We start from the raw sequence: 15,103 nt of genomic DNA, 5'->3' as shown, positions 1-15,103 counted from the left end.
ATGAAAGGCCTTCTGGTCGACGACGACGAACTCTACGCGCGCACCCTGCAGCGCAGCCTGGCGCGCAAGGGCATCGAGACCGAGATCGCACTGGACGCCGCCAGTGCGCTGGCGCGGGCGCGCGAGTGCCTGCCCGATTTCGCCCTGGTCGACCTGAAACTGGGTGTCGATTCCGGCCTGGCGCTGATCGAACCCTTGCGCGGCATCCGCGCCGACATGCAGATCCTGCTGGTCACTGGCTACGCGAGCGTCGCCACCGCGGTGGAATCCATCAAGCGTGGCGCCGACGACTACCTGCCCAAGCCTGCCACTGTGCCGACGATCCTGCGTGCGCTGGGACTGGAGACACCCGCCACACCGCTGGACGATGCCGATGCGGCCGAAGACACCATGACGCCGCTCAGTAGGCTGGAATGGGAACACATCCAGCAGGCGCTGGCCGAAACCGAAGGCAACATCTCCGCCGCTGCACGCTTGCTTGGCATGCACCGGCGCTCGCTGCAGCGCAAGCTGGCCAAGCGACCCGGGCCGGAGCGGCGCTGGATCGACGAGTAAGCGTCAGCGCGCGGGGTCGCGGTCCGGATCGACCGCCGCGCCGATCCCCATGCCCGCGCCGGCACCGATGCCGGCCGCGCCCATCCCTGCACCCCCGTCTCCGCCGCTCTGGCGTCCCTCGCCTTTCCCGCCCTCGCCCTTGCCTTTGGAGGCCACCGGCCGCGCCGGCCCCTGGCGCGGGATCGACACCGCAGACGGGATGGGCTGCAGATCGAGCACGCTGCGGATGAAATCGCGCAGCGACACCACTAGCGCAGCAGTATGGATGGGACGCCCCGCCGCGAGGTCGGTGGCCGCCTGCGCCGCCAGTCGCACCTGCTCGTCCGTGCCCAGCAGGATGATGTCCGAGAGCGCAGCCTCGACCGCATCGCGGATGCGGCGAGCGCGGTCGCTGCCTTCATCGGCGGCGTCCAGACCCTCTTCCCGCGCACGCTGGCGCAGTTCGCGCAGGTGGGTGGGATCGACGTCGAGATCGCCGGTAAACGAGCCGCCCAGCACCTTGTAGGCCGCGATCAGCGTGCGCAGGCGCTCGTTGATCTGGCGGTTCTCGCGCGCCCGCCGCTCCTGCACCGTCTGCATCACCAGCAGGCGGATGCCGACGCCGATCACGGTGATCAGCGCCAGCCCTGCCAGCGTGGTCAACAGGCCCTGCCATGAACTGAAATCGAGACCGCGCATGGCAGGCTTCCTCCGGGTGTCCGGCCACTACCTTACCGAAACACGCCTTGCCACCGCGCGCGGGTCCCCATCAGAACGTCTTGCGCAGCACCACCTCCCAGCTGCGTGGATCGCCGAGATAGGCCATCGTGCTGCCCAGCGTGTACACGACATGGGTGCGGTCGCTGAGGTTGCGGCCGCGCAGGGTGAGCTCCGTGCTCACGTTCCACTTGAAATCCACGTGCGCGCCCCAGGTGGCATAACCCGCCGTCGACAGCGTGTTGGCGGCGTTGGCGTAGCGCGAGGACACGCCGCGCAGGTCCACGCCGGCTGACCAGCGCGGGCCGAAGGCGTAGTCCACCCACAGGTTGCCCACGCGCGAAGGCGTGTTGGTGGGCCGGCGTCCCGCGCGCGACACGGACACGCCGCCGACGTTCTCGTAGAAGTCGTCCAGCGTGGCATCCACCCAGGCCAGGTTGCCTTCGATGTTCAGCGATGCCTGCGGACGCCAGCCGAAACTTGCCTCGATGCCGCGCGCCGACTGCTGGCCCACCGGCACCGTCTGGCCCGGATTGGCGGGATCGGTGATCGCGAGATTGCGGCGCACGATGCGATACGCGGCCAGCGTGGCGAAACTGCGTCCGTCCTGCGTCTGCAGTTTCGTTCCGATTTCGACCTGCCTTCCCGTGGTCAGGTCGAAGTCCCGCAGGGTGGCGAAATTGGCGGTGCTGAGGATGCCGGCCGGCGGATCGGCCGCCGTGCTGTACTGCGCGTAGATGCTCGCCTGCAGGGTGATGGCCCAGTTGAGCGCGGCGCGGCCCGTGGTGGGGGTGTACTTGCGCTCGAAACGCGCCGGATTGGTCGCCGACACGGCGCGATGATTGACCACGTCCAGCACGATGCGGTCATGGCGCAGCCCGGTCAGCAACGACAGCGACGGGGCCAGCTCGGTCATGTTTTCCACGTACACCGCCTGCGTGCGCAGCCGGTTGGTGCGGTCGGGCGTGTAGACGATCGCCGTGCCGGGCACGTCGAGGAAGCGGCCCGGCGTCACCGCGTCGAGCGGCACCGTGTCCACCGTGGCCGACAGCGACAGGGGAAAGCGTGTCTGGCGGTTGTAGCTGACGTCGAGGCCGGTCGCCCATTGCGTCGGCAGGTCGAACAGAACGCCCTCGTGAGTCCACTCCAGCCGGTTGCCGTAGACCTGCTGGTCATGGCGCTGCAGCAGCGTACCTGAGCGGACCACGCCGTCGTTGCCGGCGGCCAGGCGGTAGCTTTCGACGTTGCGGTAATCGCGCAGCGCGTCGTAGTGGTAGATGGTGTTGCGCACGGTGTCGCGCTCACCCGGTGTCCATTCCAGCAGCGAGCGCGCCCACAGCACCTCCTGTCCGTAGTAGCCGTCGGCGACGTTGTAGTTGCGCCCGACCGTTTCCGGCAGCACCGACAACCGGCCGGTCGCTGGCGGGCGCACGGGCGTACCCCAGTAGGGACGATGGCTGTCTTCCTGCTGGTACTCGACGGCCAGCGTGTGGCGAACCGTGGACGCCAATTGCACCAGCCACGATGCGGCCAGCGTCGACGCCTCGCGCTCCTGACCATCGATCCAGCTCTCGGCATCGCGCGTACTGGCGTCCATCCGGATCGCCTGGCGCGCATCCTCGCCGCCGATGCGCAGATTGGCGCCCATGGCCAGCGTGCCGTCGCGGAATGAGCCCCACGACGCCTGCACCGCGGCTTCGTCGCGATCCAGCCGCGCCAGCCGGGTGACGTAGTTGATCGTGCCGCCGACGGCGCCGGCACCGTACAGGAAGCTCGACGGACCGCCGATGGCCTCCACCCGTTCGTACTGCCACGCGTCCACCGGACGCGCGGCGATGCTGGCGTACTGCACATCGATGCCGTTGAACAGTTGGGTGATCTGGCTGCCGGAGAAGCCGCGATACGTCACCGCATTGCCGTTGCCCGGCGGCGAGGCGACCGTCAGTCCGGGGATGCCCGACAGCGCTTCCTGGGTAGTACGCACGCCGCGTGCGTCAAGTGTTTCGCGGTCGATCACCGTGATCGACGCCGGTGTCTGCATGACGCTCAACGCCAGGCGCGTGCCGGTGCCGGCGGCCTTGTCGAGTTGCGCCGCATGGCCCTTGACCTCGACGGCATCGAGCTGGGTGGCACGGGAACCATCGGGCAACGTGATGCGCTCGGCGGCATGTACAACGATCGGAAACGACAGGGCCACCAGGACGGCCACGGACAGGCGCGACGCACGCAGCGCCGCGCAGGAAGACAGGGACATGGAAACTCCAAAGCACAAGGACGCAGCGCACGGGCCGCACGATCAACGGGAGGTCTTGTGGTTCAGAGCAGGACGGGCGGCCCTTGTCCGCCCAGGCCGCGCAGGCGCAGGCGTCTCGTGCGAGGAAGCGTCACGACGCTTGCGATGACGTCTCCGGAGAGACGCGGGAAAAGCAATGCGATGCAGAGCAGCAACAGCGGCAATGCAGCGGCCAGCATGCAGTACGCGCAATCGGCGCCCATCGGCATGCCGGCCGGTGCGGGCGATTCCTCCATCGGTGATCCGGCGCGGGTGTCGACCCATTTGATGCCACCGGTGGTGCACAGTTCGGTCCACCCGGCCAACACCTGCGAGCCCGTGTCGCTCACCCATCGCGTGACGGACGGCGCGAACGCCATCAGCAGCGCGGCCAGCAGGGCCAGCTGCAGCATCGGTCGGAGCAAGGCGTGCGATCGGATCACGGGCGGCATTCTAGACGCAGCGACACGGAGGGGTCAGGTGCGACGGAATGCCGCACCCCGGGTCAACGCGTGAACGTCACGCGCGCGCCTTTCATTCGCGGCGCGTCGCCATCGACGTCGGTCCATGCCAGCCATGCCGCACCGGCATGCCACTGCACGCGTGGGATACCACTTGCGCGGCCGCGCGCGGACAGCCTGGCGACCTCGGTACGCTGCGCCTGGCCCCAACGCTCGTCATGCCGTGCAAGCACCAGCACCTGCTGCTCGTCCGGTGACTGTTCAAGCCAGGCCACCACCAGATGGCCGTCGCCGCGCGCGAGCCCCAACCGCCCGAGCACCTGCGTGCCCTTCGCCAGCGTCACGGGCGCATCGAAGCTGTCGCCGGCATCCTGCGAACGCGCCGCGCGCAACTCGGGCATGCCGTCCGCCTCCGTGTACCAGGCCACCCAGACCGTGCCACCCTCGGCGACGACCACCGGGCCATTCACCGGGCACCCGGCGATCTGCCAGCCATCCTCATGCACGTCGCGTGGCGTGGTCCAGCGCTCGCCATCGAAACGGACGATGCGCGTATCGCGGATCTCGCCCTCGCCCCGTCCGCGGTAGACGACCACGGCGCCGCGATCGGTCATGGCGGAAGACGTGGTGCAGCAATCACAGGTCGACGTATCCAGCGGCCACTCGGCCCCCTGCTTCGCCTCCGCATCGTAGAGCGCGGCGCGCAGCATCATCGGGGCGCCGGCACCATGGTGGCCGTCATCGTGATGCGCGTGCGCGCCGTCGGCGGCCTTCTGCCGACTGTCCAGCCAGGCGATGCCCAGCCGGTCGCGCGCCTGCGGCCAGAACGTCACGAAGCCATGGTCACCCGGCGTGCCGGACGGATGCACCAGTTGCGGCGCGCTCCACGTCGCGCCGCCGTCGCCGGAGCGCACCAGGTCGATGCCGTAGTCCATGCGCGCCGGCCCGGTGCTTCTCAACCAATGCGCCCACAGCGAGCCATCCGGCATGGCGTAGATGTGCGGCGTGTCCGCCCAGTTGACGAACCAGCCGGTCCCTTCCGCGATCGTGCGCGGCGCATCCCATCCCTGCGCGCCCGCAGCCAGGCGGCTGAAGCGCAGGCGGTGACCCGCCTCGCCCATCGGTTCCACCCAGCTCAGCAGCAGCGCACCGTCGGGCGTCGCCATCAGGTCGGGCTGCGCGGCGACGGACGGCGCCGGCATATCCACCGTCTTCACCACGGAGACAGGCCCGGTGCGCGCCGCGGACGGCATCTCGTCAGCGGGAGCGCACGCCGCCAGCATCGTCAGCATCGTCAGCATGATCGGCACGGAGGCGCGGGGCCAGGGGAAACGGCGCATGCGGAAGACTCCAGGGCGGTGGGACGCGGTCATTCCATCATGGAACCCGCCCCTGCGGCTGCGACCCCCTGTCGCACCTCTTCGCGGCGATGAGACCGCCACCGTTTATCCTTCCCGCATGACCGACACCGCCCGCGACATCCTTACGCCCACCCAATTGAACACCCTGGCCCGCGACCTGCTGGAAGGCGCGTTTCCGCTGGTATGGGTGGAAGGCGAACTGGGCAACGTCACCCGTCCGGCCTCGGGCCATCTGTACTTCACCCTGAAGGACGCGCGCGCGCAGGTGCGCTGCGCCATGTTCAAGCCCAAGAGCCAATGGCTGAAGTTCGCCCCGCGCGAGGGTCTGCGCGTGCTGGCGCGGGGCCGGCTGACCCTGTACGAAGCGCGCGGCGACTACCAGCTGGTGATCGACAGCCTGGAGGAAGCCGGCGAAGGCGCGTTGCGGCGCGCGTTCGATGAACTGAAGGCCAGGCTCGCGGCGGAAGGCCTGTTCGACGACGCCCGCAAACGTCCCCTGCCCGAGCACGTTCGGCGGCTGGGCATACTGACCTCGCCGACCGGCGCCGCGGTGCGCGATGTACTGAGCGTGTTGCAGCGCCGCTTCCCGCTGCTGGAAGTCGACGTGCTGCCCGTGCAGGTGCAGGGCGAAACCGCGGCCGCACAGATCGTCGACATGCTGCAGCGCGCGGCGCGGGGTGGTCGTTATGACGCGCTGCTGGTCACCCGCGGCGGTGGCTCGCTCGAAGACCTGTGGGCCTTCAATGACGAGCGCCTGGCCCGCGCCATCGCTGCCTCGCCCGTCCCCGTCGTGTCCGCCGTCGGCCACGAGACCGACTTCACCCTCGCCGATTTCGCCGCTGATCTGCGCGCGCCAACGCCCTCGGTCGCAGCGGAGCTGCTGGTGCCGGACCGGCGCGATCTGCTGACGCGCGTACACGCGCTGCAGCGCCGGCTCGCCACCACCCAGACGCACAGGCTGCGCAACGCCATGCAGCGCGCCGACCGCGCCGCGCTGCGTCTCAATGCACTGCGTCCGCAGGCGCGGTTGGACATGCTCCGACGCCGGCAGGAAGACGCCGCCCGCCGCCTGCATGCCCTGTGGCGAGACCAGCAGGCGCGTCGCGCTGCTGCGGTTCGTCACGCGGCCGCGGTCCTGCGAGCCCATGCACCGCAGCGCCGACTGGAACAGGTGCGCGCGCGCCTGCTCGCCCTCGCCCCGCGCCCCCAGGCGGCTGTCGCGCGCACGCTGCAACGCGAGGCGCTGCGCCTGCGTGGCCTGGCCCGTTCACTGGAGGCCATCAGCCCGCTCGCGACCGTCGCCCGTGGTTATGCGCTGGTGACGAAGGAAGACGGCACGCTGGTGCGTTCGGTGACGCAGGTGCAGCCCGGCGACAGGGTCGATGCACGACTGGGCGATGGAACACTGAAACTCAGGGCGGAATGAGCGCGCCACCGCATGCATCGCGCTGTGCGCCTTCGCCGACGTCCATGACACAACCTCCGGATACGGGGGTAGCAAGACCGGCACAACGGCGCTCGCCCTTCCGCTGTCCCCCGTACGTACCCATCACCAGGAGCAATAGATGATCACCCGCGAACAACTTGTCGAAATGTTCGACAACATGGCCAGGGAAACGCCATGGGATCTCAGCAAGCCGATGGTATGGGGCTACTTCTTCACCCACGGCACGCGGCCGGCGCTGGAAGCCGTGGTCCCGTTACTGCAGGAACAGGGGTACCGCGTGATCGCGCTGTACCTGGAAGACAAGGACAATCGCAAGGATCCCGACCTCTGGTGGCTGCACGTCGAGAAGACCGAGATCCACACACCCGACAGCCTGGACCAGCGCAACCAGGCGCTTTACCGCTTCGCCGACGAGCACGGCCTGGATGCCTATGACGGCATGGATGTGGGCGTGATCGAGTAGCCGCACCGGCCGGCGACCCGCCGGGTGGCAATGCGATCAACCCCACTCGCACGCCCCGTGCGTTCGACTCCCTGTCCCACACACGGAGTCACGCCATGTCGCACCGTCTGACCGTCACCCTGCTGGCCGTCGCTGTCCTGGCCGCCTGCCAATCCAGTCCTCCTGCACACCCCGCGTCCGACGCGGAAGCCGCTCCCTCCGACGCCTACGCGGCTGCGGAGGCTGCCGCTGATGCCGCCAGTACCGAGGCCCTGCGGCGCGAGCGGTCCACGCTGGACAGCATCGTTGTCACGGGCCAACGCATGGAAGCCCGGCAAGCGAAAGCAGCAGCTCCGATCCATGCCCATGCACCGCCACCACCGCCACCCGCTCCGGCGACGGTCGCGTATCGCAGTGCAAACCTGGTGGGCGGCATGGCCCCGCCGCCGCAGGCGCAACCTGCCAACACCGAGAAGTATGCCGAGCGCGACGACAACCCTGTACGCCGGACGCTGGATGAACCTGTCTCCACCTTCTCCGTGGATGTGGACACCGGCAGCTACAGCAACGTGCGCCGCATGCTGCGCGAAGGCCAGCGGCCGCCTGCCGACGCCGTGCGTGCGGAGGAATTCATCAACTATTTCCGCTACGGTCATGCCGCACCCAGCGACCGCAGCCGTCCCTTCAACGTGACCACCGAACTCGCCCCAGCGCCCTGGAACGCGAAGCGCCAGGTGCTGATGGTGGGCATCAAGGGCTACGACGTGCCGAAGGCCACGTTGCCGCCGGCCAATCTGGTGTTCCTGCTCGACACCTCCGGCTCGATGGAGTCGCCGGACAAACTGCCGCTGCTGAAGCAGTCCTTCGCCCAGCTGGTCCCGCAGTTGCGCAGGCAGGACCGCGTCAGCATCGTGGTGTACGCCGGATCGGCCGGCCTGGTGCTGCCGCCCACGCCGGGCGACCGGCACGACGAGATCCTTGCCTCGCTGGACCGCCTGCAGGCCGGCGGCAGCACCAACGGCGGCGACGGCATCCGGCTGGCGTATGCGATGGCGAAACAGGCCTACATCAAGGACGGCGTGAACCGCGTCATCCTGGCGACCGATGGCGACTTCAACGTGGGCACGGTCAGCCAGGATGCCCTGGAGACCATGGTCGCCGACCAGCGCAAGTCGGGCATCGCGCTGACCACCCTTGGCTTCGGCACCGGCAACTACAACGATGCGATGGCCGAACGCCTGGCCGATGTCGGCGACGGCAACCATGCCTACATCGACACGCTGCAGGAAGGACGCAAGGTACTGGTGGATGAAATGCAGTCCACCCTGCTGACCATCGCCCGCGACGTGAAGATCCAGGTGGAATTCAACCCCGCCGTCGTCTCGGAATATCGTCTGATCGGCTACGAGAACCGCGTGCTCGCCAACGAGGACTTCGCCAACGACAAGGTGGATGCCGGCGACATCGGCGCGGGCCACGAAGTCACGGCGCTGTACGAGATCACGCCGGTCGACAGCAGTGCCGAGCGCCTGCCCGCGCTGCGTTACGGTGGCAAGCAGGTCGCCGCCGGTGCCTCCACCAATGAGGTCGCGCATGTGCGCCTGCGGTACAAGCTGCCGGGCCAGGACAGCAGCCGCCTGATCGAGACGCCGATCGCAAGCACGTCGCTGACCACCCAGCCCAGCAATGCCTTCCGCTTCGCCAGCGCGGTAGCGGCCTATGCCGATCTGCTGCGTGGCGGACAGCGTATCGATGGCTGGAGCTGGAACGACGTGGCGCGCACCGCGCGCGGCGCGACGGGCCGTGACCCGCATGGCCTGAAGGCAGAGTTCGTCGGCATGGTCGACCAGGCGCATCGGCTGGTGGCCGTGCAGGACGACGCACCCGCCATTGCGGGCGACTGAATGCATGAAACCGGGGCCGAAGGATCGGCCCCGGCCCCTATCCTTGCTCACGAAGCGAGCCTCGCCATGAAGCGCCTCACTCTGTTGCTGTCGTGCCTGCTGCTGACTCCCCTCCCTGCATTCGCTGACAGCTGCGGCATCCGCATCGTCGTGGTGAACCACCGTGCCAGCGCGGTCGCAGTGTCGCTGAAGAGCTTCTATGCGGACCACGCGCTGGCCGCTCCGTCGCCCCGGGACTTCGACGCTCCCCTCTACGGCACCACCGTCCCTCCCTACCTCTCATCGCTGCAGCAGATCGAGGTGCCGGCGCATGGCGCCGACAGCGTGGCCTTCAGGCGACTCTGTGTCGGTGACTTCTGGGTGAACTGGCGGGAGGTATCCGCCGACAGGAAAGTCCATGCGTCGGGCCAGATGCAGCCGAGAGACAACGAACCCATCCACATCCGCTAGCGTGGCGTGTGCAGCAAACCTCAGAACTCAGGTGACGTCGGCCGCCACCGCCTCCATCTGCGCTGCCGGCCGTCCCAGCAGGTAGCCCTGGCCGAGCAGGCAGCCCAGTTCGATCAACGACTGGCGCTGCTCTTCGGTTTCAACGCCCTCGGCGATGGTCTCGATGCCCAGCGTACCTGCCAGCGCCAGGATCGCGCGCACCAGCGCCAGGCTTTCCGGCCGGGCTTCGCTGCCCAGCCCGGAGACGAAACTGCGATCGATCTTCAGCACCGAGATCGGGAAGCGGTGCAGGTACGACAACGCGGAGAAGCCGGTGCCGAAGTCATCGAGTTGCGCCAGGATGCCGTGTTGCCGCAGCGTGCGCAGGATGCGCAACGTGCGTGGCGCATCATCCAGCAGCGCCACCTCGGTGATCTCCAGCCGCAACCGCGCGGGATCCGCGCCGTGCGCCTCGAACATCGCCAGCAGCCGGTCGCCGAAATCGGGCGAACGGAAATGCCGCGGCGACACGTTGACCGAAATGTAACCCTCCACACCACGCGCGATCTGGCGCACCACCTGCTCGTACAGCAGCCAGTCGACCTGTTCGATCAGCCCGCTGTCCTCGCCCAGCCCGATGAACTCCGCCGGCAGCAGCAGCCCGCGCCGTTCGTGCTGCCAGCGCAGCAGCGCCTCATGCCCGATCACGCGCCCGTCGTCCATGCGACGGATGGGCTGGTAGAACGGCAGGAAGTCGCGATGATTGATCGCGCGGCGCAGGTCGGCCTCCAGGTCCAGGCTCTGCATCGCCGCCTCGCGCATGGCCTCGTCGAACATGGCGCAACGGTCGCGCCCCTGTTCCTTGGCGCGGTACATCGCAGCGTCGGCATCGCGCAGCAATTCCTCGCCGTTCCGGTAACGCGGGTGCCAGATGGCGATGCCCAGGCTGGCGGAGGGAAACAGCTCGCGCCCCGCCACCCACATCGGCCGCCCCAGCAACGCCAACAGGCGCTGGGCAAAGTCGCGCACGTTCTCGACGCCGTCCGCGTACTCGACCAGCAGCGCGAATTCGTCGCCCCCCAGGCGCGAGACCACGTCGTCGTCGCGCACGCTCATGATGATGCGGCGCGCGACTTCCACCAGCAGTTCATCGCCGGCCGCGTGCCCCATGCTGTCGTTGACCAGCTTGAACCGGTCCAGGTCGAGGAACAGCACCGCGAAGGCCTGGCCATCGCCATGGCGCGCGCGTTCGATGGCGGCCGACAGCCTGTCCAGCAAATGTGGGCGGTTGGGCAGTCCGGTGAGGGCGTCGTGCGTCGCCTGGTACGTCAGCTGCTGTTCGGCGCGCAGGCGCTCGCCGATCTGCGCACGCAACTGGTGGTTCGCTTCGGCAAGCTCGCGAGTGCGCTCGTCGACCCTGCGCTCCAGTTCCGCGTGCGCGCTGCGCAGGCGCTCCTGCGCGCGCTGCCTGTCCAGGCCGTTGCCGATGTGGTGTGCGACGAAGGTCAACAGGTTCTGGTCGTGCGACGTGAACTTCACTTCTTCGGTGTAGCTCTGCACCACCACCGTGCCGACCACGTCTTCGCCGCGGAACAGCGGCACGCCGAGCCAGCTGTAGGCGGGTGGTCCGTGCTGCAGGAGCTTGCCCTGCTCCGCCAGTTGGCCGATCACCTCGCGGTCGGCCAGCAGCGGCCGCCCGGTGGCGATGACGTACTCGGTCAACCCGTTGGTCAGGCGCCGCGACTGGCGCATCGGGTCGCGCTCGTCGATCGAATACGGGAAGCCCAGTTGCTCGCCATCGTCCGAAATGAGCGCGATGTAGAAATTGCGCGCGTTGATCAGCTCATCCACCACCACGTGCACATCGGCGTAGAAACGCTCCAGGCTTTCCGAGGTGATGGCCAGGTCGGTGATGCGGAACAATGCGCGCTGCAGTTTCTCCGCGCGCTTGCGCTCCATGATCTCGGCCTGCAGCTCGCGGTTGGCGCGCTGCAGTTCGTGCGTACGCACCGCCACGCGGTGTTCCAGTTCCACGTGCGCGTGCTTGCGGTCCAGCGCGGTCAGGATGTGCTGCGCCACATAGCCCAGCAGCGCGCGGTCCTCGTCGGCATAACTCGCCGGCGCGTCGTAGCTCTGCACGACGATGGCGCCGCAGACCCGGTCGTCCCGGCGCATCGGCACACCCAGCCAGTCCAGGCTGTCTGGGCCATGCGAGGGATCGCGCATCACGCCCAGCTTCTGCCGGATGACGGCCGACGGTCCGCGCAGCGGCTGGCCGTGGCGCAGCAGCGCGAAGGTCATGCTGTTTGCCATCTCCTCCTCGCCGAATTCGCGCTCGGGTTCGGCGACATAGGGATCGCGCTGGTCGGCGAAGTAAAGGAAGCGGACCGAGCGGCGCTGGTCGTCGTACAGCACGATGTAGCAGTTCTCGGCATACATCAGCGAGTTCACCACCGCGTGGATGCGGCGGAGCATCTCCGGCATCTCGAGGTCGGCACCGGCCAGGTCGGCGATCTCGTAGAGCGCCTGCTGCAGTCGCTTGGATTTTTCCAGCGAAACGATGCGCGCCTGCGCGCGCGCGGCATCCAGCGATGTCACCAGCAGCGTGCGGGCCAGCGACAGCCAGGCCTCCTCCTCGGGCGGGGCCAGCGGGTGCGGCAATGCCAGTGCCAGCGCAACGCGCGCAGTGCCATCGGCGTTGTCCCACGCGTATGTGCGCTGCGCGGGGCCATCGTGCTCCACCTGCGCTTCGGCCAGCGCATGCTCGGCGCGGCGCTTCAGCGCACCGGATGCCGCCGGCGTGGCACCGCTGTCGTTGCCCAGCGCCCAGTCGCGCCAGCTGATCGCCAGTTCAGCACCGGCCGGCAGCAGCCCACGCAGGATCGACGCAATCCGATCCGCCGGCGAGGCGTCTGCGCTGGCCGGGTTGTCGGCGCTGATCGATGGCGTAGGCATGCCCTTGTCCCGAACGAGTCGGTGCGTGGTGTCTGGAGGTCCCCCGCCGCGAGCATACCGCCTGAGGCCCCCTGAACGGAAACGGCCAAGGCAACCCCTTCAAGGGCCGTCGCGCGTTTGAAAACGTGTGCCCCGTCCCGCTCCCCCTGTCGCCTTGACCCACCCGACCACGATCCCCGACGGGCGTCGATCACTGAACGTGTCGGCGCCGCGACCACGCCCCGACTTCACGGGCGTGCGTGGACGGCTTACGCTGGTGTCGGTGAACGACCTCGCAGAACCCGCCGACGAGACCCTGATGCTGGCCTACGCCGCCGGCGACGCGTCGGCCTTCGAACAGCTCTACGCGCGCCACCGCGGCCCGTTGTACCGGTTCCTGTTGCGCCACCTGCGCGAGCCGGCGCTGGCCGACGAATTCTTCCAGGACACCTGGCAGCGCGTGATCAGCGCGCGCGAGGGCTGGAAGCCGGAGGCGGCATTCGGGACGTGGCTGTACCGGATCGCGCACAATCGGTTGAACGACCATTGGCGCGCATCGAAGCACCGACCCGCCGCGCCCGTGGACGCGGACGAGCGGACCGCACGCGTTCCCGACCATGACACGCCGGAGCGCCAGCTCTCCGAGTTCGAGCAGCGACGGCAGCTGCAACTGGCCATGGACGAATTGCCGCCGGAACAGCGCGAAGTCGTGCTGCTCCGGCTGGAGCAGGAACTGACCCTGGAGGAGATCGGCGAGATCACCGGCGTGGGCCGGGAAACCGTGAAATCGCGCCTGCGCTATGCGATGGACCGGTTGCGGACGAGATTGAACCCATGAAGATGCCCCACGAGCCCCTGACGCCTGAAGAACGCGCGCTGGCGCAGTCGCTGTCCCGCTTGGGACCGCACGGTGCGCCGTCGCCGGAGCTGGATGCGCGCATCCTGGGCGCCGCGCGGGCGGCCGTGCAGGACACGCCGTCCCGGGGCGGCGCGGTGCCGCCAACCCGCCGACGCTGGCCACTCGGCATGGGGGTGGCAGCATCGGTACTGCTGGCCGCCGGCATTGCCTGGCAGCTTCGCCCCAGCCACGACGTCCCGGTGGCCAGCGAAGCCCCGGCACAGACACAGCGCTCGGCCCAGCTGATCGGCGAGGACGCTGATGTCGCCGCCGCGGATGCCGCCGCGCCCGCCGTCGAATCGCTCGCTCCTCCGCCCGTGATCGTGGCGACGGAACCTGCCGCCCCGGCAAAGGCCATGCGGCCTCCTCCGCCATCCGCTGTCATCGAGCACGACGTCGCGCCGTCCGGGCCCGCGCGCAAGAATGCGGAAGCCGCCGCGCGACAGGAGGCCGCGCCGAAGCGCAGCCCCCTTGCACTGATTCCCGCCGTTCCCGGCCTGCCTTCAGCCGAGGAGGCATCGTCGCGCGAACAACCGGTGGCACCCCAGGCCTTCCCGGCTGAAACGGATGCGTATGCACCACCGGCCGCGATGGCGGCCGACGTACCGGAAGCCATCGCGCGTGCGCAGACACAACAGCGTTCCGCCGCCCAGCTCTCACAGGAACAGCGCGCCCGTTACGAGGAAGGGCGCAAGCAGGCCGCCGCCAATGAAGGGCGCACCCTCGACACGATCGCCGTCACCGGCAGCCGCATAAGCACGCGGGAACGCCAGGGACGTACGCAGGAGGCAGCGCCCGCACCGGCAGCGCCACCACCGCCCCCGCCCGCTCCGGCCGCCAGTGCCGGCAGCGTCCAGCCCAGTGCCGCACGCACCGCCCTTCGGCGGACAGACCTGCAGGTCCCGGTCGACGCTGACACACGGCTGCCCCCGGACGAATGGCTTGACCGCATCCGACTGCGCCGTGACCTGGGCGACAACGCCAACGCGCTGCGCAGCCTGCAGCTGTTCGTGCAGGAGCACCCGTTCCAGCGCGTCCCGGACGACTTGCGCCCGCTCCTCAGCACACCGTGAGCGACACCCTCGCCGCGCGCGCCTCGCAGTTGCTGGAGGTGAAGCACAGCCGTTTCCTCGCACAGGCCACCTCCGTCGCCGATGCCGACGGGGCGCTCGCCTTCCTGCGCGAAGTCGGCGATCCCGCCGCGACACACAACTGCTGGGCCTACCGGATCGGCGGCGAATATCGCTCCAGCGATGACGGTGAGCCTGCGGGCACAGCGGGCCGACCGATCCTGGCCGCCATCGATGGCCAGGGTTTCGACCGCGTAATGGTGGTGGTGACCCGCTGGTACGGCGGCATCAAGCTGGGCGCGGGCGGGCTGGTGCGGGCCTACGGCGGTGCGGCGGCGGAATGTCTGCGCACCGCCCCGCGGCAGCCGCTGGTGGCCACCACGCACTTGCTGCTGGCCTGCCTGTTCGACGACTTGGGTGCGGTGCATGCCGCGCTTGCACCGCATCTGGCGACCAAACTGCAGGAATCGTTCGATGAAAACGGCGCGCTGCTGACGCTGGAACTCCCGGTGGATCGCGCGGAAGCCTTGAAAAACCATCTGCGCGACGCCACCCGTAACCGGGTGCGCGTGGTATCCACGGCAGCGTGAATCCGGCGGCAGGTGCCTGCGGGAGGGGCTTCAGCCGCGACCCG

13 protein-coding genes are annotated in these 15,103 nt (G+C 68.9%); 8 read left to right on the top strand and 5 right to left on the bottom strand.

Translation table 11 applies throughout. The features are described 5' to 3' along the window. Positions 1-555 carry a response regulator transcription factor gene (locus tag IB223_RS06865; protein WP_192200857.1) on the top strand — a complete coding sequence of 185 codons (555 nt, stop codon included), beginning with the start codon at positions 1-3 and terminating at the stop codon, positions 553-555. A 3-nt stretch (positions 556-558) separates the two neighbouring features. On the opposite strand, the gene IB223_RS06860 is transcribed toward IB223_RS06865, so the two are convergent. From IB223_RS06860 to IB223_RS06845, 4 genes are all read right to left on the bottom strand, one after another. Then, positions 559-1,233, bottom strand: coding sequence for a hypothetical protein (locus IB223_RS06860; protein ID WP_192200856.1), 675 nt, complete (start codon positions 1,231-1,233; stop codon positions 559-561). Positions 1,234-1,303: 70 nt separating this feature from the next. Continuing rightward, positions 1,304-3,505, bottom strand: a complete 2,202-nt coding sequence (locus IB223_RS06855; RefSeq protein ID WP_192200855.1) for a TonB-dependent receptor — start codon at positions 3,503-3,505, stop codon at positions 1,304-1,306. 62 nt (positions 3,506-3,567) lie between these two features. Next, the gene (locus IB223_RS06850; protein WP_192200854.1) at positions 3,568-3,966 is read right to left on the bottom strand and encodes a DUF2946 family protein; all 399 of its coding nucleotides are present in this window, start codon (positions 3,964-3,966) and stop codon (positions 3,568-3,570) included. Between the two features lie 62 nt (positions 3,967-4,028). Further along, on the bottom strand, positions 4,029-5,324 hold the full coding sequence (locus IB223_RS06845; RefSeq protein ID WP_192200853.1) for a hypothetical protein: 1,296 nt from the start codon (positions 5,322-5,324) through the stop codon (positions 4,029-4,031). A 118-nt stretch (positions 5,325-5,442) separates the two neighbouring features. On the opposite strand from IB223_RS06845, the gene xseA reads away from it, so the two are divergent. From xseA to IB223_RS06825, 4 genes are all read left to right on the top strand, one after another. Then, the gene (xseA, locus tag IB223_RS06840) at positions 5,443-6,771 is read left to right on the top strand and encodes an exodeoxyribonuclease VII large subunit (RefSeq protein WP_192200852.1); all 1,329 of its coding nucleotides are present in this window, start codon (positions 5,443-5,445) and stop codon (positions 6,769-6,771) included. Between the two features lie 139 nt (positions 6,772-6,910). Beyond that, positions 6,911-7,255, top strand: a complete 345-nt coding sequence (locus IB223_RS06835; protein WP_192200851.1) for a ribonuclease E inhibitor RraB — start codon at positions 6,911-6,913, stop codon at positions 7,253-7,255. Between the two features lie 95 nt (positions 7,256-7,350). Beyond that, positions 7,351-9,138, top strand: coding sequence for a VWA domain-containing protein (locus IB223_RS06830; protein ID WP_192200850.1), 1,788 nt, complete (start codon positions 7,351-7,353; stop codon positions 9,136-9,138). Between the two features lie 66 nt (positions 9,139-9,204). Next, a complete protein-coding gene (locus IB223_RS06825; RefSeq protein WP_192200849.1) occupies positions 9,205-9,588 on the top strand; it encodes a hypothetical protein in 384 nt (127 codons plus the stop codon). A 27-nt stretch (positions 9,589-9,615) separates the two neighbouring features. Here the strand turns inward: IB223_RS06825 and IB223_RS06820 are convergent, their stop codons facing one another. After that, positions 9,616-12,522 carry an EAL domain-containing protein gene (locus IB223_RS06820; protein WP_192200848.1) on the bottom strand — a complete coding sequence of 969 codons (2,907 nt, stop codon included), beginning with the start codon at positions 12,520-12,522 and terminating at the stop codon, positions 9,616-9,618. A 262-nt stretch (positions 12,523-12,784) separates the two neighbouring features. Between IB223_RS06820 and IB223_RS06815 the strand changes: the two genes are divergently transcribed. Genes IB223_RS06815 through IB223_RS06805 form a run of 3 tightly spaced genes read left to right on the top strand, consistent with a single transcriptional unit; the run spans position 12,785 to position 15,059 of the window. Further along, positions 12,785-13,339, top strand: a complete 555-nt coding sequence (locus tag IB223_RS06815; protein ID WP_192201278.1) for an RNA polymerase sigma factor — start codon at positions 12,785-12,787, stop codon at positions 13,337-13,339. Beyond that, the gene (locus IB223_RS06810) at positions 13,336-14,472 is read left to right on the top strand and encodes a hypothetical protein (RefSeq protein ID WP_192200847.1); all 1,137 of its coding nucleotides are present in this window, start codon (positions 13,336-13,338) and stop codon (positions 14,470-14,472) included. Before IB223_RS06815 ends, IB223_RS06810 begins: the two co-directional genes overlap by 4 nt. Continuing rightward, positions 14,469-15,059, top strand: a complete 591-nt coding sequence (locus IB223_RS06805) for a YigZ family protein (protein WP_192200846.1) — start codon at positions 14,469-14,471, stop codon at positions 15,057-15,059. Before IB223_RS06810 ends, IB223_RS06805 begins: the two co-directional genes overlap by 4 nt. Positions 15,060-15,103 lie beyond the last annotated feature (44 nt).

Origin of the sequence: Pseudoxanthomonas sp. PXM03, assembly GCF_014852005.1 — a bacterium.
GTDB lineage: Bacteria > Pseudomonadota > Gammaproteobacteria > Xanthomonadales > Xanthomonadaceae > Pseudoxanthomonas_A.
The sequence above is the reverse complement of the archived record's forward strand: the minus strand, read 5'-3'. Positions and strand labels throughout refer to the sequence as shown.

Bases quoted from the DNA above. Each gene is read 5' to 3' on its own strand.
- IB223_RS06820 (WP_192200848.1), bottom strand. From the start codon at position 12,522: ATGCCTACGCCATCGATCAGCGCCGACAACCCGGCCAGCGCAGACGCC.
- IB223_RS06835 (WP_192200851.1), top strand. From the start codon at position 6,911: ATGATCACCCGCGAACAACTTGTCGAAATGTTCGACAACATGGCCAGG.
- IB223_RS06865 (WP_192200857.1), top strand. From the start codon at position 1: ATGAAAGGCCTTCTGGTCGACGACGACGAACTCTACGCGCGCACCCTG.
- IB223_RS06860 (WP_192200856.1), bottom strand. From the start codon at position 1,233: ATGCGCGGTCTCGATTTCAGTTCATGGCAGGGCCTGTTGACCACGCTG.
- IB223_RS06825 (WP_192200849.1), top strand. From the start codon at position 9,205: ATGAAGCGCCTCACTCTGTTGCTGTCGTGCCTGCTGCTGACTCCCCTC.
- IB223_RS06830 (WP_192200850.1), top strand. From the start codon at position 7,351: ATGTCGCACCGTCTGACCGTCACCCTGCTGGCCGTCGCTGTCCTGGCC.
- IB223_RS06845 (WP_192200853.1), bottom strand. From the start codon at position 5,324: ATGCGCCGTTTCCCCTGGCCCCGCGCCTCCGTGCCGATCATGCTGACG.
- IB223_RS06810 (WP_192200847.1), top strand. From the start codon at position 13,336: ATGAAGATGCCCCACGAGCCCCTGACGCCTGAAGAACGCGCGCTGGCG.
- xseA (WP_192200852.1), top strand. From the start codon at position 5,443: ATGACCGACACCGCCCGCGACATCCTTACGCCCACCCAATTGAACACC.
- IB223_RS06855 (WP_192200855.1), bottom strand. From the start codon at position 3,505: ATGTCCCTGTCTTCCTGCGCGGCGCTGCGTGCGTCGCGCCTGTCCGTG.